The following is a 23,966-nucleotide window of genomic DNA, read 5'->3' as shown; positions in this document are numbered from 1 at the left end:
CCTAAACATAATTAATTCTTCAATGACGATTTAAGATATTGGAAATAAACATTAATCAAGAACAATGATCAACAAGCGCCTTTTGATTAAAAATTTACTCGCACACAATGACGAATGTAGTTTTTATGATAAAAAGCGACAGTTGAACCTTCATACTCGCGAGGGAAAAGCCAAGTTCCTGAAACACATTTGCGCTTTATCTAACTCCAATCCTACCAACAATTCTTACATAGTCGTCGGTGTCGAGGATCAAGATAACACAATTGTAGGCGATGATTTTTTTGACGATAGCCGAATTCAAAATCTTGTAAACGCCTATCTAGAAAACCCTCCCAAAATTCAATACGAGAATGTTCCTTTTCCTAATTTACCAAAGGATAAAGTTGTAGGATTGGTAACTATAAAACCCAAAAATAAAGTCTCTAGTTTTAAAAAAGGCATTCATACCATTCCTATAAACAGTATTTTTATCCGTGTTGGTAGCAATACCACTCCGCTTGAAGGCAAAATAGAATTCAATTTTACCAATGTTGAGACCGTAATTGGCATCGAAAACAATTCCCGAAACAGCATTGCGCACACATTAGATGGCGTAATTGAATTTATGAATTTCAAACATAAAGACATTGCCCCCAAGTACAAAGTTTTTAAAGAGTTGTTTGTGATATGTTGGGCGGGAATTACTAAAAAATCTAAAAACAAAACCTATTTATCACGAGTAGATATTGAGCTCGTAAACGAACAAATTAAATTGTTTTACTCTTCTCAAGATGTTGTAGAAATTTTCTTTGACGATGACAGTTTCACCATTATTGAGTATGTACCTCTAGGATTAAATGATCAAATGCAATACTATCCGCTAGAAAAACAAACATTACATTTTTTTGATAACGGTTATTATAAAATCGAAACAGAGTTTCTTTTCCAGCCACCTGAATTTGATAAAAAAATTCTCTTTCACACTTACAATTCTAACTTGGCATTACTCAAAAAGATGAACTCCAATCAGCCTTTGACATCGCAAGAGCAAAAAGATTTATTGCATTTGCCATATACGTTTATGATTTGTTATTTGAACGGATTTGAAAAAGCCAAACAAAATTTGATTGATGCAAAAACAATTCTGAAACCATTTATTCCTGTATATATTTCGTTTAAAGAAGCTCTGAGGGTTTTACGAAAAATGAAATACGACACTTAACTATTACATGAAAGTATACCTAAATAATTGAAAGTCTTCTTCAATTGCATTAAATAAAAATCTAGATGGGGAAAAAAATTTTTGCTTGTATAAAGCCAAAATTAAGAAGGTGCCAATTGCTTTATTTTTACTTTTTAATACTCTAAAGCAGCATCTTAAAAGTTTATAGCAATTAACACAAAAGAATTGATGTAAAAAATTCAGAAAAAATTAAAAATAATTTATAATATCTGTAATCAATTGACACATCATCTTTACAAGAAGTAACGTTATTTTAACCAGTGTACTCATCAGGGAATTGGTTTAAATTTCCGTAAAGATAACTGTAATAATTGAATTACACAATCATTTGTAAGTACATTTTTCACAACTGTTTAACGATTTATGATTACCGTGTTTAAAACAGTAAAAAATGAATTTAGCTCAAAACAATACGTCTCAAATTTCATTGTTTTCACAATTAGCTTAAATAGTGCTTTTTTTCTGCTATTTTTGCAAATACAAATAGACAAAATTCAGAATGAGAACACTCGTTATAGGCGATATTCATGGTGGCTTGCGAGCGCTACATCAAATCATGGAGCGTGCCAAAGTTACCAAACACGACACTCTTATTTTTTTAGGAGATTATGTAGACGGATGGAGTCAATCGCCTCAGGTACTTGATTTTATTATTGATTTGCAATCACAACAAAATTGCATTTGTATTCGCGGCAATCATGATGATTTATTACTAGAATGGCTTGATGAGAGCAAAGACAACCTTTTGTGGTACAAACATGGTGGCGAAGCAACTGTAAAAGCCTATGAAAGTGTAACATACAGCCAAAAACAAAAACATATCGAATTCCTTAAATCGCTTAAAAATTATTATTTAGACGAGCACAACAGATTGTATGTTCATGCCGGTTTTACGAATGTGAATGGCGCACAATTTGAATATTTTCCGGGTCAATTTTACTGGGACCGTACTCTTTGGGAAACCGCCTTATCCTTAGACGATCGGATGGCGCTTGACCATCCTTTTTATCCAAAAAGATTGAGCATGTACCATGAAATTTTTATTGGTCATACTCCCGTAACGCGAATTGGAGAAACGACACCTGTTAAAAAAGCCAACGTATGGAATGTAGATACGGGAGCCGCGTTTAAAGGTCCGCTTACCATTCTTGATGTTGACACCAAAGAATTTTGGCAAAGTGAGCCGCTTAATCAATTGTATTTTGACGAAAAAGGCCGAAATTAATAAAACATAACAACTAATTTTTACGAATTTAAAACAGAGGAAATGAAAAAATATATTGTACTTTTTGCACTTGTACTAACAGCTAGCGTAGCTCAAGGCCAAGCTTTTAAGGGTAATGGTGATACTAAATTTGATCTTGGAGCAATACTACAAGATGGCGGATCCGGAATACGTGTTGCAACTGATTTTGGTTTGGGAGAAAATATGTCATTTGGCTTTGTAACTTCCTATTTGCTTTCTGTTTCAAATGATGCCTTAGGAAACAAACCAGATTTTGGTGACCGAATTGATTTAAAAGCCCGTTTTAATGCTAATTTAGGAAACGTATTTGAGCTGGATGAAAAAATGGATATTTATCCTGGATTGGATTTAGGTTTAAGAAATTTTGGTGCTCACTTGGGTTTTAGATATTTCTTTACACAAGGTTTTGGTGTTTTTACTGAAGCAGGAATTCCTATTGCTAGTTACAAAACAAATCCAATTGGTTTTGATAAACTAAACAATCAGTTTACTTTTAGTATAGGAGCGTCTTTCAATTTGTAGAACAAAACTATTATGAAACAAAAAAAGGCAATTTGAGATTTCAAATTGCCTTTTTTAATATTTCTATTTATTCAATTACAAATCAAATTTAATTCCTTGTGCTAAAGGTAAACTTGTGGTGTAATTGATTTTTACAAACTTGCTTTAACAAAAATTCGCTTTAATACACCATTCTTTTCGATTCCTTGAACAATTAAATCAAACCTTCTACTTGTTTTGTGAAAAACCTCAGAGTGTATTAATTTAACATAGCCAAGATATAATTCTCCTTTAAAGACTTTTACTGCTTTTTTATCATATTCATTAGTTGGCTCTAATTCATATCTCAAAATATCATTAACAGAAACTTTATCAGATGGAATTTGAGCCTCAGTCAAATTAGCAATTTCTGTAACAAAAGATAAAGAATCGACGGGATTAAAATTTGCTAAAAACTCAAAATTATCAGTAGGCAAGAGACCTTGGGTAAAAGCCAACATATAAAATTTATCTTCCTTCTTATTTAAATCAACATTCCAAAAATCATAAAAATCTTGTAAATCTGGTCTTTCACTACGCATTAAACGTTGTCCGAAAATTTCAATTACATTTTCTCTATAATCTATAAACGTATCCGGAAAACCTTCATAATGGACAAAACCTAGCTTCTTAGCTTTTTCTACACCTTCCTGATTATATTGAAAGCGGATTCCTTCTAAGGTACTTTTTTTAATAGTACCAACAGAAATTCTTCTACTACCTTTGCCTGGTCTCCAGATAAGGTGTATGTTTCCTATTGCTTTCATAAATATTGAATTAATTTTTCGATGCGCAAAGTTACCAATTTAAACATCAATTGTTTTCTTGTTCCCGATAATTTAAAGTTAATTAAATCTATTGGGACATTTATGTCAATATTTTCTATTATCTCTTTAATTGATTTAGGGTTATATTTTTCCTTAACCCTCACGATAATTTTTTTTGTTTCATCGGGATGGTTTTCCAACAATAATTCTATAAGTTCAAAATGTTTTCTTTTTTTTAAATTTCCCTGCCAATGAATTTCTGATTCTCCTTTCCGAATATATGCCTCAATCATCTGTGAATTATTTAGCATTTTCAAAACTCGTTCATCTGTATGCTCTCTACCAAGACAACATCCACTATCATAAATTGGCGCAAATTTATGTGGGGCTAAATCTGCTTGTACAATTAGATCCGATTTACTAAGTTTACCATTAGTATCGTGCACATGAATAAGCTTTTCTCCCAGTAATCGATTAAGTTTATTCTTAATTTTACTAAAAAACCCAATTTTATTACTATTTATCTCTCTTTCAATATTGTCAAAAATTTCTTGATAATAAGCAATTATGCCCCAATTTTCTTGGTGCCTATCTGAATTCCCAATAACACTATCGAATACAATAATCTCAATTATATTTTGAATATAATTTCCTAAATGAAATTTATCTAACGCATTGCATATAAATTGAAATGTATAATCCTTTTTATGTAAACTTGGAATATATTTTGAATTAAACCCAGTCAAATAAGCAACTCCCTCTGTAAGTTTATTTTTAGAACTTAAAACCATTGACATTGACAGGCTACCAATTTGTTGTTTGTGATTACTATCATATGCTATGTTATAGTCCAACATATGAAAGCAAAGGAATTGTCCAATTTTAGATGAAACAATTTCAGACCAAAATTCCGTTGGATAGCGTATTTCTCTTAAAGGTGTCTCCTTTGAACCTTTAAAAAAATACTCTTCATTTGTTTCGGGATGCAAAGCGATATATTTACTACGAGTTCCCCCAGTACTATAATGAACATTCTTATGCCAACCTGAAATATCTGTAAATGTTGCTTCTAAATTGGTCATACGTCGTTTTTTTGTCTAAAATATAAAAAACCGCTTTATCTCAATCAGAAAAAGCGGTTTTGATAAATTATTTTTAAATAAAAGATTACAAATCAAATTTAATTCCTTGTGCTAAAGGTAAACTTGTGGTGTAATTAATGGTATTAGTTTGGCGACGCATGTACACTTTCCAAGCATCAGAGCCAGACTCACGACCACCACCTGTTTCTTTTTCTCCTCCAAAAGCACCTCCAATTTCGGCGCCAGAAGTTCCAATGTTTACGTTTGCAATTCCACAATCAGAACCCGTTACTGATAAAAACAATTCAGCTTCACGCAAATTGTTGGTCATAATAGCAGATGATAATCCTTGTGCTACTCCGTTTTGAATTGCAATGGCATTTTCTACCGTTCCTGAATATTTTAACAAATACAATACTGGTGCAAAAGTTTCGTGTTGTACAATTTCAAAAGTGTTATCAGCCTCAGCAATAGCTGGTTTTACATAACAACCACTTTCAAATCCTTCGCCAGAAAGTACTCCACCTTCGACAAGAATATTTCCACCTTCTGCAACCACTTTTTCAAGCGCTTTATTATACATTTCTACAGCATGTGTGTCAATTACAGGACCAACATGGTTGTTCTCATCTAATGGATTACCAATACGTAATTGCTTGTAAGCCGACACCATAGCATCTTTTACCGTATCGTAAATACTTTCGTGAATGATCAATCTACGTGTTGAAGTACAACGTTGACCTGCTGTTCCTACTGCACCAAATACAGCACCAATAACGGTCATTTTTATATCCGCATCCGGAGTTACAATGATGGCATTGTTTCCACCTAATTCTAACAATGATTTTCCAAGACGAGCAGCAACCGCTTGCGCTACAATTTTACCCATACGAGTAGAACCTGTTGCAGATACCAACGGAACGCGTTTGTCATTAGTCATCATTTCGCCTACTTTGTAATCTCCGTTGATCAAACAAGAAATTCCTTCAGGAAGGTTGTTTTCTTTAATTACTTCGGCAATAATATTTTGGCAAGCAATTCCACAAAGAGGTGTTTTTTCAGATGGTTTCCAAACGCAAACATCGCCGCAAATCCAGGCTAATGCTGTGTTCCAAGCCCAAACTGCCACTGGAAAGTTAAATGCCGAAATGATTCCTACCACTCCTAATGGATGGTATTGCTCGTACATTCTATGTCCAGGACGTTCAGAATGCATGGTTAAACCGTGTAATTGACGAGATAATCCCACTGCAAAATCACAGATATCAATCATTTCCTGAACTTCGCCGTAGCCTTCTTGCAATGATTTCCCCATTTCATAGGAAACTAATTTACCAAGAGCTTCTTTATTTTTACGTAATTTTTCACCAAACTGGCGTACAATTTCACCGCGTTGTGGCGCTGGCATTGTTTTAAAAGTTTTAAAAGCCTCTGTTGCTGTTTGCAATACTTTTTCGTAATCAGCGGCAGTAGATGTTTTTACTTTACCTATTAACTGTCCGTCAACAGGCGAAAAACTTTCTAAAATTTCACCATTTGAAAAGGAGTTTTGTCCGGTTGAACTTCCTTCGTTTATATCTTTTATGCCCAATTGCTTCAAGGCTTCGTTCATTCCGAATTGATTGGCTATTGTTATCATTCTAACTTTTTTGATTAAAATTGTTATATTTATCTACAAATATATTGATTTCAGCTTGAAAAATACACTTTGGTATTTTATTTTGTTCTAGCCCCGGTAGTAGCGGCATCTCCCGATTTTAAAAAACAAGGCTTTTTTGGCCGTAGTTTTTTTAATCGGGAATACAGCGGATGACGGGAAAAAGCTCCTAAAAAAAACTAGTCTTTAGAAACAAATTTAGGATCGGCTTGCATGACCGTTCCGCACGAATCGCAGGTGCGCAAGCTTTCTGAATTATAAAAATGTTTGAAATGAGGCAGAAAATCCTTCTCTATGTTATGGAGTTCAAAATAAACCTCGTGCAATTTGTGATTGCAGTTATCACAAAACCACAGTAAGCCATCGGTAAAACCCTGACCCGCTCGTTTGCGTTCAATAACCAACCCAATTGAACCCTCAGAACGAACCGGTGAATGTGGTGTTTTGGCAGGATTGAGATACATATCGCCAGGATTTAATTCCATTTCGCGGCGCTCTCCATCTTCTTGAATAATTACTTTTATAGAACCTTCAAGTTGGTAAAATAGTTCTTCGGTTTCGTTGTAATGATAGTCTTTACGGGCGTTGGGGCCAGCCACCACCATAACGATATAATCTCCTGATTCTTGGTATAAATTTTTGTTACCTACGGGCGGTTTGAGTAGGTGACGATTTTCATCAATCCACTTATTGAGGTTGAAGGGTTTTGCGATTGCCATTTTAGTATGAGTTTCAAAGTTACTAAGCCACTAAGGTACTAAGATTTTCAATGAATCAAGCGACTAATTTTTACCAAAAAAGCGAAGGTGGCTGTGTGTTATTTTTGCTTGATCAAATAAATGTAAACGGGAAAATGGTCGCTAAAACCAATTTCAGAAGATGAATGCCGCAACGGATATCCTTTAAACTGACCGCTGTTTTGGATGAGAAAAGGCTTGTTGTAAATACCCGCTTTCCAGAAACGATAGCTAGAAAAATCAGTGCGGATTAAAGTTTCTGAAATCATTATTTGATCAAAAATATCCCAAGCATCACGATGCGCAATGGTTCCTTGGCCTTTTTGAGCCATTTCTTCAAAAGGGTTAAAGATGCCAAACGCTACTACAGATGCTTTTTTAGCTTTGGCGCCAAGCCCTATTTTTACGCTTTTATTATAAGGTCCGTCATTGAGATCGCCCATAGTGATGATTTTTGCTTCGGGATTAATTCGCTGTAACGAATCAATTATTTTTCTGTTCAATAAGCCTGCTGCCTCGCGATACGGACTTGATTTTTTTTCACCTCCAGAGCGAGATGGCCAGTGGTTTACAATAATATGAATTTCTTCGCCTTCAAGAAAACCGGTTACTAAAAGTTGATCTCGAGTGTATACTCTGTAATTTTTGGTATTTACTTCAGGATTATCATCCGTGATCTCAGCGGCTTTATCAGCTACCTCATCTTTTGTCACATTTCCTTTTTTGTAAATGTACAACGGGATGTTGCTGGAGCTTGTGGGTTGGAATTTACTTTTTTGATACAAAAGCGCTACATCGATTCCGCGTTTGTCTGGCGAATCAAAATGTACGATGCCATATTCTTTCTCTAACAAAAGTGGCTGTTTGACAAGATCTTCAAGAACAGCTCTGTTTTCAATTTCGCAACCTCCAATAAGCGTTGGTGAATCTGCATGCTCTCCAGTGCCAATTGAAGAAAGAACACGAGCTAGATTGGCTAACTTTTTTTGGTATTTGTCGAATGTCCAACGCTGTAAACCTTTTGGCGTCCATTCCTCATCAAAAGTATCTGGGTCATTTATAGTGTCGAATAAATTTTCGAAATTATAAAAAGCTACGGTGTGAATGCTGTATTTTTTAGTTTGTGACGAGGCAATTGTAGGTAGGCCGAGAGAAAGGAGCAACAGAATTCTAAATTTCATTGTTTTTTTTTTTGAGTTACAACGTACCGATAATCAATTACTTTAGGTTAAAAGTAGTAATTTGTATTGAATTTCGCATTGTTTTAGAAATGACTATCTTTGAATTTATAAACAAACACTTTTTTCAGTTAACGCCAATTCATGAACTACTATACATTCAAGCAACCGACAAGACATTCTATTTTTTATTGGTTGCTATTTCTTATTTTTGTTTTAGAAACCTCATACAGTCAAGCTCAAACCACTATGATTACACCACCTTATTTGCAAAAAGGAGATACCGTTGCTCTTGTAGCTACAGCTCGAAAAAACATTGACAACAACCTACAACCTGCTATTGATTTATTACATAGTTGGGGACTTGAGGTTGTCATTGGAAAAACAATTGGCTTAGACAATAATCAACTTGCAGGAACTGATGAACAACGTGCAGCCGATTTTCAAACACAGTTAGACAACCCTAACATCAAAGCAATTTGGTGCGTAAAAGGCGGTTATGGTACAGTTAGAATGGTTGATTTATTAGATTTTACACAGTTTAAAATGAATCCGAAATGGATTGTAGGTTTTAGCGATGTAACTGTTTTGCATAGTCATTTGAATACTTTAGGTTTTCAATCGCTTCATGCCATTATGCCACTTACTGCGCCACGAGCAACACCACAAGCCATAACATCACTCAAAAAAGCGCTTTTTGGTGAATCGCTTTCTTACCAAGTTGCCGCTTTTAGCAAAAACAAAATAGGAACTGCAACCGGACGTTTGGTGGGCGGAAATTTATCGATACTCTACAGTTTGTTTGGCTCTACCTCAGCAATTGATTGCACCGATAAAATTTTATTTATAGAAGATCTTGACGAATATTTGTATCACATAGACCGTATGATGATGAACTTAAAACGCAATGGTTGCCTCGAAAGCATCAAAGGAATTGTTGTAGGATCAATGACCAAAATGAAAGACAACGATATTCCGTGGGGAAAAAATGCGATCGAAATTATTGAAGATGTAACGCAAAAATACAACATTCCGATTTTGTACAATTTCCCAGCCGGGCACATTCAAGACAATAGAGCCTTGATTTTAGGACAAATGGTTACACTAGATGTTCAAGAAAAGGGCGGAACGCTTACTTTTGAATAAAAAATCCTCTACCCCAATTTTTTTGAAGGAGTGAGAGCCTAAACGAAAGAAGTTTGAGGACTTATGCAGTACATTAAATTCTGTTTTTTTCATTGATGAATTTTAGTTGCAGAAGTTAAAAACTTGAAACCTCAAACTTGAAACAAAATTTTTAAATGGCTGAACACAACGAACTTGGTAAACTTGGCGAAGAAATGGCTGTTGAATTCCTGCAAAAGGAAGGCTATACTATTTTGCAAACCAATTACACGTTTCAAAAAGCAGAAATTGACATCCTGGCTCAAAAATCAGGTGTTCTTGCTGTTGTCGAAGTAAAAACAAGATCTTCTTTGGATTTTGGTTTACCACAGGATTTTGTGAAGCCAAAAAAAATACAACTACTAGTAAAGGCTGTCGATGCATTTGTCACTCAAAATGATCTTGACCTAGAGGTACGTTTTGACATCATAGCTATTCATAAAAACGATAAATCTTTTGTTATTGAGCATCTTACCGATGCCTTTTATCATTTTTAATGACTTTTTTACATTGTTATATTTGTAACAAATTGTTTTTTTATTTATATTTGCATTCAAATTACACAGTAACTACATAAAACGCAACTACAAATTAAAAAAATCCATCATGAAAACTGTTTCTTCAATTGTTGAAAATTACATCAAAACAAAACCTTTTTTACTAAATGCTTTGTCATTAGGCATTATCAATTTAACTTCGTTATCACGTAATATCATGACAGAGTTAGAAGCCGATTTTGGTAAAGAAGTGAAGCAAGGTGCTGTAGTAATGGCATTGAAAAGATTAACAGAGGAACTGGATTTTAGACTCAACCACAAGATTAATAAAGTCATTAAAAACATTGGCGAAATCACCGTGCGATCAGCCTTGACAGATTATACTTTTGCAGCCTCAGAAACAGTTTTGAACAAACAGGCTGATTTAATTGCGGATATCAATGCATTACCAGATATTTTTTATACTTCATCAAGAGGAGTAAACGAAACAAATATTGTAGTGAGCAACAGCATCAATCATCTTGTAGACAAACATTTTGCAAACGAAAAACTGATTCAGAAACTAGATGATCTGGCATCAATCACTGTAAAATTACCCAAAGAAAACATTGTAGTTCCTGGAATTTACTATTTCATTTTTCAGCGTTTGGCTTGGGAAGGAATTATTATCAACGAGGTAATTTCGACATCAAACGAATTCACTATTTTAGTAAGTGAAGAACAAGTGGATGTGGCTTTTAAAGTGATAAAGGATTTGAAGAATTAAATTCACTTTCTAATATTTAGGTTTTTGTTTCGTTCCTCTAAAATTAATTATTTCAATACATGATTTTTTATAATTAACTTGGTAAACAAGATAGTTATTTCTATCTATGGTTGCTTTATGAAGATTTTTAAAGGATTTAGACTTTGGATAAAGGTCAGGGAAATGACTAATTTGCTTAATAACTTGATTGATATTTTCTTCCAACTGCAAAATTTCCCTGAACGTCCATTCCGCTTCTAAATATTCAATAACAATTGCCAAACCTGTATCGGCTTGAGGAGTCCATTTAATCTCTAACGCCATTTGGCAAATCTGTTCATTACAATTTCATGACTTACAAACTCGTAATTTTCTGCTTGTTTTAAACCGATTTCAATTTGCTGTTTTTCCTCTGAATTCAAATCAGTAAACCAATCCTTTTTACTGGTTTTTAAAATGATTTCAAGTTTTTCCAATAAACTTTCGTCAATAGTTGTCAACTCTTGAATCAAATTATATTTTCTGGTGGCTAAATTCATAACTTAAAATTTTAGTTTAACAAAGTTATCTTTTTTGATAATGGTAAAAAAATAAATCGTCAAATTTAACTAAGTGTTTCATTTTTAAAATATTAAACAAATAGATTTTATTAATATTGATTTAAGAAAATGACAAGCATTTTATTTTAATTCTGGATGGATATCATCTTCTGTATTTAAAATCAAATCAGGACCCAATGATTTTAAAACATAATCACCTTCTTGTTTTTTGTAATAAAATCTTGCAGGTTTTGATTCTTTAAAATTGAATTCACTATTAAACAACTCATCATCATTAAAAAACTTGTTTTGTAGTTTCAATTCTGGTAAACTATCAGGATACTTTCCATTTTTACTTTTATAAAACTCTAAATCTTTTACCATTTCATTCAATTGAATATTTGTAAATTGTATTAAATGTTTTTCATGAAAATCGCTGTTTAGATAAATAAACCAAAATATAGGTGTGAAAAGAATTCCTCCTAATCCAATTAATTTCATTTTTTTATCTTTCCTTATAAATCCCTGAAACAATAGAACTCCGCCAGGAATCAATCCAAAATTGGGAATCAATCCTACAAAACCAAATTTATATAGGCTTTTGGAAGTTATTTTTTTAAAAAATGATTTTTCCTTAGTAGTATTAGTTGTCAATTATTCAATTATTTAAAGTTTATTGAAGAAATATTTTTTACTCCCCACCCAACATCTCCATCAATTCCAAGCACCTACGCGTAGTTTTGGCATCATCAAAGGTTAAGAGCAAACGTAATCCTGCCGGAGTTTGCTTTTCTTTCATTCGACAAATCGCACTATTTTTTTGAACAAAATTCACAACTTGCATAAATCGCTTGGATTGGTAGTAATCCGATTGTTGATCTGAAACAAAATAACCAATCATTTTGCCTTGCTTCAATACCAATTTCTCTATTCCTATTCGTGTAGCGATCCATTTAATACGAATACTATTCATCAATGCTTTGGCGCGTGGCGGCATAGGTCCAAAACGATCAATCAATTTATTTTGAAACACGATTAATTCTTCTTCGTTTTTGATGGCGCCCAACTCATTGTATAAACTCAATCGTTCCGATACATTATTGATGTATTCATCAGAAAACAATAGTTCAAAATCAGTATCTATTTGAAGGTCTTTTACATATTCCTTGGTTTCAATATTATTTTCTTCAGGATACAAATCTTTGAATTCGTTTTCTTTCAACTCATCAATAGCCTCGTTCATAATTTTTTGATAGGTATCAAAACCAATTTCGTTAATAAAACCGCTTTGCTCACCGCCCAATAAATCTCCTGCACCACGAATCTCTAAATCTTTCATAGCAATGTTAAATCCGCTACCTAATTCACTAAACTGCTCCAAAGCCTGAATACGTTTACGAGCATCTTCGGTCATACTTGAATATGGCGGACAGATAAAATAACAGAACGCTTTCTTGTTGCTACGCCCAACTCGACCACGCATTTGATGCAAATCAGACAAACCGAAATTATTGGCATTATTGATGAAAATCGTGTTCGCATTGGGTACATCCAATCCGCTTTCGATAATGGTTGTTGCGACTAAAACATCGAATTCACCGTTCATGAAAGCCAACATCAACTCTTCAAGTTTTTTACCATCCATTTGGCCGTGACCGATTCCGACTCTGGCATTGGGAACCAAACGCTGAATCATTCCGGCTACTTCCTTAATATTTTCTATTCGATTATTGATAAAGAAAACCTGTCCGTTTCGCTGAATTTCATACGAAATCGCATCTCGAATAGTCTCTTCGCTAAAGCCAACCACATTCGTTTCAATAGGATATCTATTTGGCGGAGGTGTTGTAATAACTGACAAATCTCGCGCTGCCATCAATGAAAACTGTAAGGTTCTCGGAATTGGAGTTGCCGTTAAAGTTAAAGTATCTACATTAGCAGCAATGGTTTTGAGCTTGTCTTTAACGTTTACACCAAATTTTTGTTCCTCATCTACAATCAATAGTCCAAGATCTTTGAAAACTACATTTTTGTTGACCAATTGATGCGTTCCTATGACAATATCCAATTTGCCTTCGGCTAATTGTTTTAAGGTTTCCGCTTTTTGTTTGGCGGTTCTAAAACGGTTTAAATAGCCAATCGACACCGGCATATCTTTCAATCGCTCGCTAAAAGTTCTATAATGTTGGTAAGCCAAAATAGTTGTAGGAACCAAAACGGCAACTTGCTTGCTATTATCGACTGCTTTGAAAGCCGCACGAATAGCCACTTCGGTTTTACCAAAACCTACATCGCCACAAACCAAGCGATCCATCGGACGATCGCTTTCCATATCTGCTTTTACCTCAGCCGTTGATTTAGTTTGGTCAGGCGTATCTTCGTAAATGAAAGAGCTTTCTAACTCGTTTTGCAAATAACTATCGGGTGCGTATTGAAATCCTTTTTCGAGTCTTCTTTTGGCGTAAAGCTGAATCAAATTGAAGGCAATATGTTTGACACGCGCTTTGGTTTTTTGTTTTAAAACCTTCCAAGCGTTAGAACCTAGCTTGTAAATTTTGGGTGGCGTTCCGTCTTTGCCGTTGTATTTTGAAATTTTGTGGAGCGAATGAATGCTTACGTACACAATGTCATTATCGGCATACACGAGCTTGATGGCTTCTTGTGTTTTGCCTTCGACTTGTATTTTTTGCAAACCTCCAAAACGACCTATTCCGTGATCAATATGCGTTACATAATCGCCCACCGAAAGTGTCGTGAGTTCTTTTAAAGTTATATTTTGCTTTTTTGAATAACCATTTTTGATGTTGAATTTATGGTAACGTTCAAAAATTTGATGGTCAGTGTAGCACGTAATTTGGTTTTCTTCGTCAATAAAACCTTGATACAATGGCAAAACAACAGTATTGTATTGCTTACGGATATTCTCAGAATTGGCCTCGTCTAAGGTTTCGAAGATATCATGAAAACGTTTGGCTTGCGCATCATTCGAACAAAACAAATAATTTTTGAAACCATTAAAATGGTTTTCATTCAAATTATTCAACAACAAATCAAATTGTTTATTGAACGAAGGTTGCGGCTTGATGTGGAACTCCCATTTTTGAGTAGTTCTAAAAATAGCCTTAGTATTGAACTCAATAATCGAAAAATCTAGCGCGCGCTTGATGAATTGTGTTTGGTTCAAAAACAATTGCTCTGGCTCACTACGTTTGATTTCTTGCGATAATTTAGCAAAAGCGGTTTCGGCACGAGCAAATTGTTTGTCTAACTCTGTGCATAAATTTTCAGTGTTTTGAATACAAATAACCGTTTGCTCTGAGATATAATCTAGAAAACTTTCACGGTTTTCTTGAAAGACTTTATTCTCGACATTGGGAATAATGGCAATTTTTTTCTGAGGTAGAATAGACAACTGCGTCGCTACATCAAAAGTACGGATACTCTCGACCTCATCGCCAAAAAATTCAATTCGGTACGGATTATCATTCGAGAAAGAAAACACATCAACGATTCCTCCACGAACAGAAAACTCGCCCGGTTCGGTAATAAAATCGACTCTTTTAAATTCGTATTCGAATAAAACTTCGTTTATAAAATCGATAGAAATTTTGTCACCAACAGCCACTTTTAAAGTATTGGTGTCTAATTGCTTTCGAGTTACCACTTTTTCAAACAAAGCCTCCGGATAAGTAACAATGAGGGCTGGTTTTTTACGAGAGTTGATGCGGTTCAAAACTTCGGCTCTGAGCAAAACATTGGCATTATCGGTATCCTCAAGCTCGTATGGCCTACGAAACGATGCTGGATAAAACAACACATCTTGTTCACCCACCATTTGTTCTAGATCATTCAAATAATAAGCAGCTTCTTCTTTGTCATTGAGCACAACTAAAAACGGAAGCTCCGCCTTTTTAAAAACAGCACGCAAAACAAAGGAAAGAGATGATCCCACCAAGCCCGAAAGCTGCATTTTTACCTGATTTTTTTCGAGTAAGCGCGCTGCAATTTGTATGGTTTTGGGAGCAGTATCGTAGGTTTGGTATAAAACTGATTTACTCAACGCGTGGAATATTTGGATCTACAATAGGCGTATTAGGAATGGCTCTGCTGCTGTCTAGCATGCGCAGCAAATCAGATTCACCTTCTTCTAACTGGATTTTACTTTTCTCGACAATTTCGTCCATTTGTCGTTGAACGGAAAGTAATTCGAGATTAATTTCAGCCACCAAAGCACTGACTTTTTTGTCTGGAATAACGTCTAAGTGCATAAATAAATCCAACATCCGCACCTTGGTTGTTAGGGATGCAATGCGGCTACGTATTTGTGGTTTATCGTATTGGTACGGTATACGTTCGCCAAGCGCTATTACTTTTTTAGATAATTCTGCCGATTTGCGTTGATAAGCACGAACAGAGGCTTGCGGTTTTTGTGCCAAGGCATCCAGAAAAAGGCGCAACTCGTTCCAAGAGGCAATACTCGTTTCAGAAGCTTCGGTAAGTGGTGTGTCATAAAAATCCCAAGCCTTTTGTAATTTTTTTACTAAAACTTCCTTTTTTTGAACCTCCTTTTGTGTGTCTGCCAAACGATTGTCATCCTCATTTTTACAAGAAAATAAGAACAAAACGAGGCAACAGCAAAGAGCAAAATTATATTTCATATTTTGTGTCATTAAAGCACAAAGTTACAAACTAAATTGGCAATAACGAATGGTGGTTTTGGGTAATGTCAATCTCGCTTGAAACCATTTAAAATTCGATTTACTAGCTATACAATACTGCTTTTTGACTCTGTATAATCTATCAAAATAGAATCTGAATTAAATTTGTTTTAAAAATAATGGTTATAACTTTGCCATTTTGACAACAACCAAATGGAATTCACCAATAAAAAAACCAGTATTTTCGTTTTAGATTAAATTTAATGTAGTGTTTTGTGGTTTTTATTGCTGTTTTTATCAAAAGTTGTACTATTTGCGAAAACGTTATCTTTGTTTTTCAAAACAGAAAAAGATGAGTACTAAAATATTGATTATAGGCGCTTGCGGCCAAATAGGAACAGAGCTTACGCAAAAGTTACGCTCGATTTACGGAACCGAAAATGTGATTGCCTCTGACATCAGAAAACTGAACGTTGATGTAGTAAATTCGGGTCCATTTGAAGTAGTAAATGCTTTAGATTTTAATCAAATTGAGCATTTGGTCGAAGTTCATCAAATTACCGATGTATATTTAATGGCTGCACTATTATCGGCAACAGCCGAGAAAAACCCTGCCTTTGCATGGGATTTGAATATGAACTCTTTATTCCATGTTTTGAATTTGGCGAAAGCCGGAAAAATAAAAAAGATATTTTGGCCATCAAGCATCGCGGTTTTTGGACCAACAACACCCAAAGAAAACACACCTCAATACACGGTTATGGAGCCATCAACGGTGTACGGAATCAGTAAGCAAGCAGGCGAGAGATGGTGTGAATACTACCACAATGTGTTTGGTGTTGATGTGCGCAGCATTCGTTATCCTGGTTTAATTAGTTGGTCATCGCCTCCTGGTGGCGGAACTACAGATTATGCTGTAGATATTTATCACAAAGCACTAGCCGATCAAAAATACGAATGTTTTTTATCCTCAGAAACTAAAATGCCAATGATGTACATGGATGACGCTATTGCGGCAACCATCAAAATCATGCAAGCACCTGTGGAAGAAATTAAGATTCGTTCTTCTTACAACCTTGCAGCTATGAGCTTTACGCCAACAGAAATTGCTGCCGAAATCAAGAAACACATTCCTGAATTTACGATTACCTACGAACCGGATTTCCGTCAGAAAATTGCCGATAGCTGGCCTGCCAGTATTGATGACAGCAGCGCTCGCAAAGACTGGAATTGGAATCATGAGTTTGATTTAGCAAGCATGACAATTGATATGCTGGAGCATTTGAAGTAAACTTTTTGCACATAAACAAAACGCCGCAAAATTGATGTTTTGCGGCGTTTTTTTGTTTGTGATATTTCAAACTTCCAAACCCCACACTTCCATTTAAAAAACAATCGTTTCCTAAAAAAACAGAAATCACCCTATAATTATGTAACATTATCATTTTAAAAATAAATGTAGCGCACTGATTATCATTATTTTTGATAAAAACTAGAACGTTATGAAACTTAAATCAAGTGAACCTTTTTGGTTGGTAAAAAACGGAATTCTGCACTCCTATCCATCGTTACAAGAAAATATTTCTACGGATATTTTGGTAGTAGGTGGCGGTATCACGGGAAGTTTGATTGCGCATCAATGCATCAAAGACGGTCACAAAACGGTTTTAATTGACAGACGAGAAATAGGTCATGGCAGTACATCAGCAACAACCTCGATGCTGCAATATGAAATAGATGTTCCATTACACGAACTCAACGATTTAATAGGTCCTGAAGAGGCAGCCGCGAGTTACTGGGCTTGCTACAGATCAATAGACGATTTGCAAAAGATTGTTTCAACCATAAAATCTGACTGCGGATTCAAGAAAAAGGATTCCCTTTACTTTGCTGCTTATAAAAAAGATGTTGCTTGGCTGAAAGATGAATTTGAGGCCCGAAAACAAATAGGACTTCCTGTGCAATGGCTCGAAGCTGCTGACATTGAAAAACGTTTTAAAATAAAAAATTCGCACGGCGGCATTTTATCACAACAAGGCGGAAGTATTGATGCGTTTCAATTGGCACATGATCTTTTGCACTACAATCATAAAAAAGGTTTGCAAATATTTGACAAAACTGATATTAAAAACACAAGCTATAACCAAAACAACGTTGTAGTTACAATCGAGCATGGCAGCACAATTACTGCCAAAAAAATCATCTATTGCAACGGCTTTGAAAGTACTGAAATTATTAAAGATAAATTCGTGAACCTCTTGTCAACCTACGCCATGGTTGGGGAACAATTTGAAGACGATCAAAGTCACTTGAGTGAAACTCTTTTTTGGAACACCGCAAAACCTTATATGTACATGCGCACCACAGATGACAACAGGTTGTTGATAGGTGGTGAGGATGAAGACTTTGTTGATGCTTCAAAACGTGATGCTTTACTTGAAAAAAAATCAGTCAAACTAAAGAACTATTTGAAAAAAATGTTGCCAGATTACCAATTCCAAACCGATTTTGTTTGGGCAGGTACTTTTGGAGAAACTAAAGACGGATTACCCTACATAGGCGAACATCCTAATTTTCCGGGCGCTTATTTTGTGCTTGGTTTTGGCGGTAACGGAATCACCTTTTCTGTCATCGGAATGGAACTTGTTGCTGACATGCTACAAAACAAAAAACATCCACTGTCAGATACTTTTAAATTCAGACGATAATTTGTTTTCCAAATAACAAAAAGCCCAAGTAAACCATAGTTTATTTGGGCTTTTGTGTGGAGCGTAAAAAGAAGAACTTACTTTTTCTTTTTTGCTAATAACGTCTGTAATTCTTTGTACTCTGCTTCAGATTGTAATTCAATTAAATCCCGAAGTTTACCGTTTTTGAGTACGAGGGCATATTTTTTTCTAACCGATGTCGACTTATCTTGCACGGATACAATTTGCTCCAGCGGAATCGTATTGCTACCCGTTTTTTTTATAAAATACTGTCGCAAACCCACCGCAGCTGCCATACCAATTAACAACCAAATTAGTTTCATTAAACCAAACTCCACTTGAGAATTGGATAGGTTCAAAATCACATTGACAAAAGTCACGATGAGCAAGAGTCGTACAATTAAAAAATGACTTTTTAAACTGTCTATAATTTCAAGCGAAGCAGTTGCTTCATTGTATTTGAATTTCATGTGAAAAAATAATTAAAATCTTAAAATAATTTTTGAGAAGCCCGCGTTTTAACACGCTATGAATAGCAACTGATAACTAAACTTTCTTTATTTAGTCATAACTTTGCAAGTCGGACCGCGACCCTGACAAAATTAATCATAATTCAGTTTACCAATTCAATTTGAATGATAAATATCCCTCAAATTTCGAACCTTCGGTTTTATACCGAATCTTCACTTGCAATAGATAGCATCAGTGAAAAAAAGGAACAAAATATTCATAATAAAATAAATTCTAGCTCGTACGAACTCTTTTGCCGAAACAAATTTCGAAAGCCGCTATTTGATTTGTACGCCATGTTTAACCCATTTAATGAAGCTAACAAAGCCTTTTACCCTTTTATACCCTATTTGAAAAAAAAGCTTAAAAAAGGGGATGTAATTTTGGATATTTGGAGTAGAACTGGCTGGTCTACCGCTATGCTATCAGGCTTGTTTCCTGAACAAAAAATAATCAGTATTTGGGAAGGTGACACTGATGTTCTGGGTTACAATGGGTTTGCTTATTGGTTTTCTCATCAAGAAATACCCTCAAATGTTGAAATTTATTTTTGTAACCTTAAGGAAAAATTACCTTTTGAGGATCAATCTATTGCTTTTGTTTTTGGATTTGATTTGCTACACAGACAATTAAAAACAAATTTAATTCCGGAGATTTTAAGAGTTAGTCAAGATAATGCATTGCTTGTTTTTCCGCACGTTCATTTATCTAATAATGAACCTGTTCCTTATTTTTCTAGATGCGGAGACTTGATTCACGGTCGTGATTATGAAGCATTTTTTGAGCAGTTAAAACCTATGAACAAATCAGCTTATGTGTTTTCAGAGCCTGATTTGTATCGTAAAAGTTTTGATCAAAATTTTCAAGCTAAAGCAAATCCTAATACAGGAGATTATAACGGATTAATAGCCATTGCACCAACTAAAATAGATCTTGAGAGCGAACTGCAGTCCTACAATTTTTTTGATTATTTCGATATCAAGGCAGCTAATATTTTACTCAATCCACTCTTAGAAGTTGATAGTAACAATCAAATTATTTACAGAAAATCCGATTTAGAGGATGAGATTTTAAACTTATTGCAAAATCACCCTGTGTATGAAGCGCAACTTGAAAAAACATTGGGTTACCATCTTTCGAACGAAGAATTAATTTTATTGTATTGGGCCCGAAAATGCCGCAGTTGTAGCTTCATTCAAAAACAATTGGGTTTAAATGAAACTAATTTTAAAAAAATAATTACTAAGTTAGAGCGACTAGATATTTTACAAATTGTACCCATTACCTCAAAACAAGTACGATTACAGCACTATTTCTCTCACCAAGAGTTTATTGATGCCCCTGAGCTCATGAACTTACAAACCTTGTGGCAAAGATCCGTTAGAAATTTTCCAGAAAACACCTTTGCGTTTGATCGTACTGATGAAACTTTTTACAATTACAAGGAGTTTAATGAAATTGTAAATTGCATCACGTACACCTTACAACAAAAAGGATTTAAAAAAGGAGATACGATTATTTTAGAGGCAGATATTCATTTTGAAGCTATGGGCTTATTTTGGGCCTGTATGAATTTAGGTGTTGTGTTTGTACCTATCAATAGCGACCTTCCTGAAGCTCTTTTTAATGATTTAATTGTACAATACCAGCCAAAAATTATTTTTTTAAACTACTCTACTAAAGCAATCGAAAATCCTAAGGCGGAAACTGTTTATTTTGATTCCGAAGACTTCAATGAAACGGGTACAAAGTTATTTTTTTCTGATTGGTTACTTGAAAACGAAGAGATGACACCATTGTTATCACTTCATGAAAATGATCTTGCAGTGATTTTGCATACATCTGGATCAAGTGGTAAGCCAAAAGGGGTATTGTTAACGCATGGACAATTGTTTCAAAGCGCTATCAATATGGTAACAACATATAAAATTACAAATCAAGATAAATACCTTTCAATTGGAAATCTTGATTCTATGAGTGGCCTACGCAATGCCTGCTTGGTTACCGCTACTGCTGGAGCAAGTTGTGTTCTTCCGTCAAAGGATGAACGCAATAACATAAGTGCGCTTTTAGATGGTATTTATGAAGCAGACATTAGTTTTTTGGTGGCGAGTCCTAGTTTACTGAATCAATTTTTAACTAAAAAAGAAGTAAAAAATAGATTGGCGAAAGTGAGCACCGTTTTAAGTACCGGAAGTAATTTATCGAAACAATTGAAAGAACTATTTTTTGAAAAAACAACTAAAAAAATCTTGAACTACTACGGCTTGACTGAAACAACGGGCTTTTGCCTTGGAGAAACTCATGTATCATACCAAGATATTGGACATAATATAGGCAAGACCATTGATTGTATTGCTCAAATTGTTGATAAAAACAATCAAGAAGTACCCATAGGAATCATTGGCGAACTGCGCATATATAGTTATTGCAATACCCAAGGATATCATTCCAATAATTCTGATTTTGATGGAGTTCAAACTTGGTTCTACACTGGAGATTTAGCCAAAAAAACGATACTTGGAACCATCGAATTAACAGGGCGAAAGAAAGATTTTATAAAAAATGCTCGTAGTGAAATTGTATATTTTCAAGAAATTGAAGACGTAGTGCAAGCACTAGGAGATGTTGTAGACACTGGACTAATCTCTTTTTTTGATAACGAATCAGAAAAACTAGCTTTGTTTGTAGAAGTAGTAAACCAGAATAAAACACCAGAAATTGGTATTGGAACTATAAAAGAAAAAATTTCGAAACAATTAGGCCAGAGCAAAGTACCTAGCGTCATTAAAATAATTGAGAAAATGCCACGTACAAGCCACGGAAAAATTATTAAAACAGAATTACAAAAGTATTTATGAATTGTATACAATTGCTAGATCGCGCGCGATTATATCCCAATAAAAAATTTGCTGTTTTAGCAGATAATAAAGCTATTACTTATCAAGATCTTGTTTCAACTACAAATCAACTTAGTGTTTATTTTGATAAACTCGGTTTGCAAGCATCGGATAAAATTATATTGTCTACAGCAGACCACCAAAGTTTAGTAGAATTAACAATTGCCGCATATTCATTTGGCCTGACCGTGGTTTTATTAGACTACAATACCAAATCATCTAGGGCACATTCTATCATAAAAAATTGCGAACCAAAAGCTATTTTTTTAGATACTTCTGTAAAATTAGCCTGGGAAGTTACGCATGAAAACTGCATCGAAATACAAAGAACTCAAGTTGGAAAGAAAAAATTTCTGAGTAAAATTTTTGCACAAAAAACTACCGATTCTAACACAGACATTAACAACAACTCGTATCCGGCTTGTTTACAAAAATTTGAAAAGGTACCATTGCAAAACCATAAAGCGATTGACCCTGAGAGTATAGCATATATAATGTACACATCAGGTTCTACCTCAGATCCAAAAGGTGTTGCAATATCTTATGATAGCTTATTTAGTCATTTAGAAACATTACAAAAAGTGTATGAAATGAATGAAAGTTCGGCTATTTTAAATGTACTTAATCTATATCATGCAGATGGAATCAATCAAGGTCCACTTCTAGCTTTTTATTGTGGTGCCACTTGGTATTGCCCTTTTAAACTCGATACTTCTAAACTCGATTTAATCTATTACGCAATCTACAAGTATAAGATATCACACTTATTTGTAGTTCCTACTTTGCTTTCCTTTTTTGAGAAATACCACGAAGATTTTGAAGATAGTTTTCAAACTCCCGACTTTAAGTACATCATTTCAGTAGCAGCGCAACTTGAGGAAAAATTATGGACTTCAGTTTCGTCTCTTTTTAAGGTTCAAATATTGAATGTTTATGGTTTGACCGAAACTGTTAATGGCAGTTTGTTTTGTGGCCCCTCATCAGATTCTTTTAAAATAGGAACCGTAGGAAAACCTGTTGATTGCGAAGTAAAAATTATTGATGAAAATGGTACCGAAGTAGGACCAAATAAAACCGGTGAGTTAGCTATTTCTGGTAAACACATCATGAAAAAATATTTTGGTAACCCTACAGCAACCCTTGAAGTACTTATTGATGGATGGTTACATACCGGCGATTATGCACAGCAAGACGAACAAGGGTTTGTTAAAATAATTGGTCGTAAAAAAAGCATGATCAACTCTGGTGGTTTTAGGATTCAACCTGAGGAAATTGAAGAAGTAATATTAAACACTAATGAAGTTCATGATTGTAAAGTAATTGGCGTTTATGACGCTGTTTTGACTGAAAAAATAATTGCCTGCATTCAACTAAATGAAGGTAGTACTTTAAATGAAATACAACTTTACAAATACCTACGAGAAAATTTAGAGCAAGAAAAAGTGCCTCATGATATTTATTTTGTTGCTGATTTACCGCGTGGTATAAGTGGCAAAATACAAGTAGATCAACTAAAGAAAAATATTGAGCAGCAATTAAAAAAACCAATTGAGAATAGCGCAGAAACACTCGAAACTATTATTCAAACTGCGGCTACTACTTTTAAAATTGACAGCAATGACATAACTGAAGCAAGCTCTTCAAATTCTCTTTCAGGATGGGACTCATTGAATAACTTGATTTTTATAACAACACTTGAAGAAATTTTTTCAATTCAATTTACAACTTCAGAGATTATGTCAATGACGAGCATTCGCTCCATTCACGCCATGATTTCAAAAAAAATTAATTAATGAACGAAACGAGTCCACCGCTA

21 protein-coding genes are annotated in these 23,966 nt (G+C 34.6%); 10 read left to right on the top strand and 11 right to left on the bottom strand.

Annotated elements, in window-relative coordinates:
• The first annotated feature begins 64 nt into the window (after window positions 1-64).
• The 3 genes from L1S34_RS01045 to L1S34_RS01035 all read left to right on the top strand — a co-directional run bounded on the left by L1S34_RS01045 (window position 65) and on the right by L1S34_RS01035 (window position 2,990).
• Window positions 65-1,201: an ATP-binding protein gene (locus L1S34_RS01045; RefSeq protein ID WP_236362230.1), complete on the top strand. Its 1,137-nt coding sequence runs from the start codon at window positions 65-67 to the stop codon at window positions 1,199-1,201.
• Window positions 1,202-1,721: 520 nt separating this feature from the next.
• On the top strand, window positions 1,722-2,447 hold the full coding sequence (locus L1S34_RS01040) for a metallophosphoesterase family protein (RefSeq protein ID WP_166132734.1): 726 nt from the start codon (window positions 1,722-1,724) through the stop codon (window positions 2,445-2,447).
• A gap of 42 nt (window positions 2,448-2,489) precedes the next feature.
• Window positions 2,490-2,990, top strand: coding sequence for a DUF6646 family protein (locus L1S34_RS01035; RefSeq protein ID WP_236362228.1), 501 nt, complete (start codon window positions 2,490-2,492; stop codon window positions 2,988-2,990).
• A 131-nt stretch (window positions 2,991-3,121) separates the two neighbouring features.
• Here the strand turns inward: L1S34_RS01035 and L1S34_RS01030 are convergent, their stop codons facing one another.
• From L1S34_RS01030 to L1S34_RS01010, 5 genes are all read right to left on the bottom strand, one after another.
• On the bottom strand, window positions 3,122-3,775 hold the full coding sequence (locus L1S34_RS01030; protein ID WP_236362227.1) for an HIRAN domain-containing protein: 654 nt from the start codon (window positions 3,773-3,775) through the stop codon (window positions 3,122-3,124).
• Window positions 3,772-4,857, bottom strand: coding sequence for a hypothetical protein (locus L1S34_RS01025; protein WP_236362225.1), 1,086 nt, complete (start codon window positions 4,855-4,857; stop codon window positions 3,772-3,774). Before L1S34_RS01025 ends, L1S34_RS01030 begins: the two co-directional genes overlap by 4 nt.
• Window positions 4,858-4,942: 85 nt before the next feature.
• The gene (gene amaB / locus L1S34_RS01020; protein ID WP_236362224.1) at window positions 4,943-6,496 is read right to left on the bottom strand and encodes an L-piperidine-6-carboxylate dehydrogenase; all 1,554 of its coding nucleotides are present in this window, start codon (window positions 6,494-6,496) and stop codon (window positions 4,943-4,945) included.
• Between the two features lie 197 nt (window positions 6,497-6,693).
• Window positions 6,694-7,233 (bottom strand): 3-hydroxyanthranilate 3,4-dioxygenase, encoded by a 540-nt coding sequence (locus L1S34_RS01015; RefSeq protein WP_166132731.1) that lies wholly within the window; start codon window positions 7,231-7,233, stop codon window positions 6,694-6,696.
• A 98-nt stretch (window positions 7,234-7,331) separates the two neighbouring features.
• Window positions 7,332-8,432 (bottom strand): endonuclease/exonuclease/phosphatase family protein, encoded by a 1,101-nt coding sequence (locus L1S34_RS01010; RefSeq protein WP_166132730.1) that lies wholly within the window; start codon window positions 8,430-8,432, stop codon window positions 7,332-7,334.
• Window positions 8,433-8,573: 141 nt separating this feature from the next.
• On the opposite strand from L1S34_RS01010, the gene L1S34_RS01005 reads away from it, so the two are divergent.
• From L1S34_RS01005 to L1S34_RS00995, 3 genes are all read left to right on the top strand, one after another.
• On the top strand, window positions 8,574-9,575 hold the full coding sequence (locus tag L1S34_RS01005) for a S66 peptidase family protein (protein ID WP_370637556.1): 1,002 nt from the start codon (window positions 8,574-8,576) through the stop codon (window positions 9,573-9,575).
• Window positions 9,576-9,730: 155 nt separating this feature from the next.
• Window positions 9,731-10,090 (top strand): YraN family protein, encoded by a 360-nt coding sequence (locus tag L1S34_RS01000; RefSeq protein ID WP_236362222.1) that lies wholly within the window; start codon window positions 9,731-9,733, stop codon window positions 10,088-10,090.
• A 109-nt stretch (window positions 10,091-10,199) separates the two neighbouring features.
• Window positions 10,200-10,856: an aspartate kinase gene (locus L1S34_RS00995; RefSeq protein ID WP_166132728.1), complete on the top strand. Its 657-nt coding sequence runs from the start codon at window positions 10,200-10,202 to the stop codon at window positions 10,854-10,856.
• A gap of 9 nt (window positions 10,857-10,865) precedes the next feature.
• Here L1S34_RS00995 and L1S34_RS00990 read toward each other — a convergent pair whose 3' ends face one another.
• The 5 genes from L1S34_RS00990 to L1S34_RS00970 all read right to left on the bottom strand — a co-directional run bounded on the left by L1S34_RS00990 (window position 10,866) and on the right by L1S34_RS00970 (window position 16,032).
• Window positions 10,866-11,159, bottom strand: a complete 294-nt coding sequence (locus L1S34_RS00990; RefSeq protein ID WP_166132727.1) for a type II toxin-antitoxin system RelE/ParE family toxin — start codon at window positions 11,157-11,159, stop codon at window positions 10,866-10,868.
• Window positions 11,150-11,374, bottom strand: a complete 225-nt coding sequence (locus L1S34_RS00985; RefSeq protein WP_236362220.1) for a hypothetical protein — start codon at window positions 11,372-11,374, stop codon at window positions 11,150-11,152. Before L1S34_RS00985 ends, L1S34_RS00990 begins: the two co-directional genes overlap by 10 nt.
• A 141-nt stretch (window positions 11,375-11,515) precedes the next feature.
• The gene (locus tag L1S34_RS00980) at window positions 11,516-11,875 is read right to left on the bottom strand and encodes a hypothetical protein (protein WP_236362218.1); all 360 of its coding nucleotides are present in this window, start codon (window positions 11,873-11,875) and stop codon (window positions 11,516-11,518) included.
• Between the two features lie 190 nt (window positions 11,876-12,065).
• Window positions 12,066-15,434: a transcription-repair coupling factor gene (gene mfd, locus L1S34_RS00975; protein ID WP_236362217.1), complete on the bottom strand. Its 3,369-nt coding sequence runs from the start codon at window positions 15,432-15,434 to the stop codon at window positions 12,066-12,068.
• Window positions 15,427-16,032, bottom strand: a complete 606-nt coding sequence (locus L1S34_RS00970) for a hypothetical protein (protein ID WP_236362214.1) — start codon at window positions 16,030-16,032, stop codon at window positions 15,427-15,429. Before L1S34_RS00970 ends, mfd begins: the two co-directional genes overlap by 8 nt.
• A gap of 352 nt (window positions 16,033-16,384) precedes the next feature.
• Here L1S34_RS00970 and L1S34_RS00965 point away from each other — a divergent pair, with 352 nt between their 5' ends.
• Both L1S34_RS00965 and L1S34_RS00960 read left to right on the top strand, forming a co-directional pair.
• Window positions 16,385-17,323, top strand: coding sequence for an L-threonine 3-dehydrogenase (locus L1S34_RS00965; protein ID WP_210788178.1), 939 nt, complete (start codon window positions 16,385-16,387; stop codon window positions 17,321-17,323).
• A 211-nt stretch (window positions 17,324-17,534) separates the two neighbouring features.
• Entirely contained in the window at window positions 17,535-18,740 is a 1,206-nt protein-coding gene (locus tag L1S34_RS00960) for an NAD(P)/FAD-dependent oxidoreductase (protein WP_236362213.1), read from the top strand.
• A 77-nt stretch (window positions 18,741-18,817) separates the two neighbouring features.
• Here the strand turns inward: L1S34_RS00960 and L1S34_RS00955 are convergent, their stop codons facing one another.
• Window positions 18,818-19,210, bottom strand: a complete 393-nt coding sequence (locus L1S34_RS00955; protein WP_236362211.1) for a hypothetical protein — start codon at window positions 19,208-19,210, stop codon at window positions 18,818-18,820.
• Window positions 19,211-19,375: 165 nt separating this feature from the next.
• Here L1S34_RS00955 and L1S34_RS00950 point away from each other — a divergent pair, with 165 nt between their 5' ends.
• Window positions 19,376-22,111 carry a class I adenylate-forming enzyme family protein gene (locus L1S34_RS00950; RefSeq protein WP_236362208.1) on the top strand — a complete coding sequence of 912 codons (2,736 nt, stop codon included), beginning with the start codon at window positions 19,376-19,378 and terminating at the stop codon, window positions 22,109-22,111.
• Window positions 22,108-23,943: an AMP-binding protein gene (locus tag L1S34_RS00945; protein WP_236362206.1), complete on the top strand. Its 1,836-nt coding sequence runs from the start codon at window positions 22,108-22,110 to the stop codon at window positions 23,941-23,943. The genes L1S34_RS00950 and L1S34_RS00945 overlap by 4 nt, the downstream gene beginning before the upstream one ends.
• Window positions 23,944-23,966 lie beyond the last annotated feature (23 nt).

Source organism: Flavobacterium sp. K77, assembly GCF_021608205.1.
GTDB lineage: Bacteria > Bacteroidota > Bacteroidia > Flavobacteriales > Flavobacteriaceae > Flavobacterium > Flavobacterium turcicum.
The sequence above is the reverse complement of the archived record's forward strand: the minus strand, read 5'-3'. Positions and strand labels throughout refer to the sequence as shown.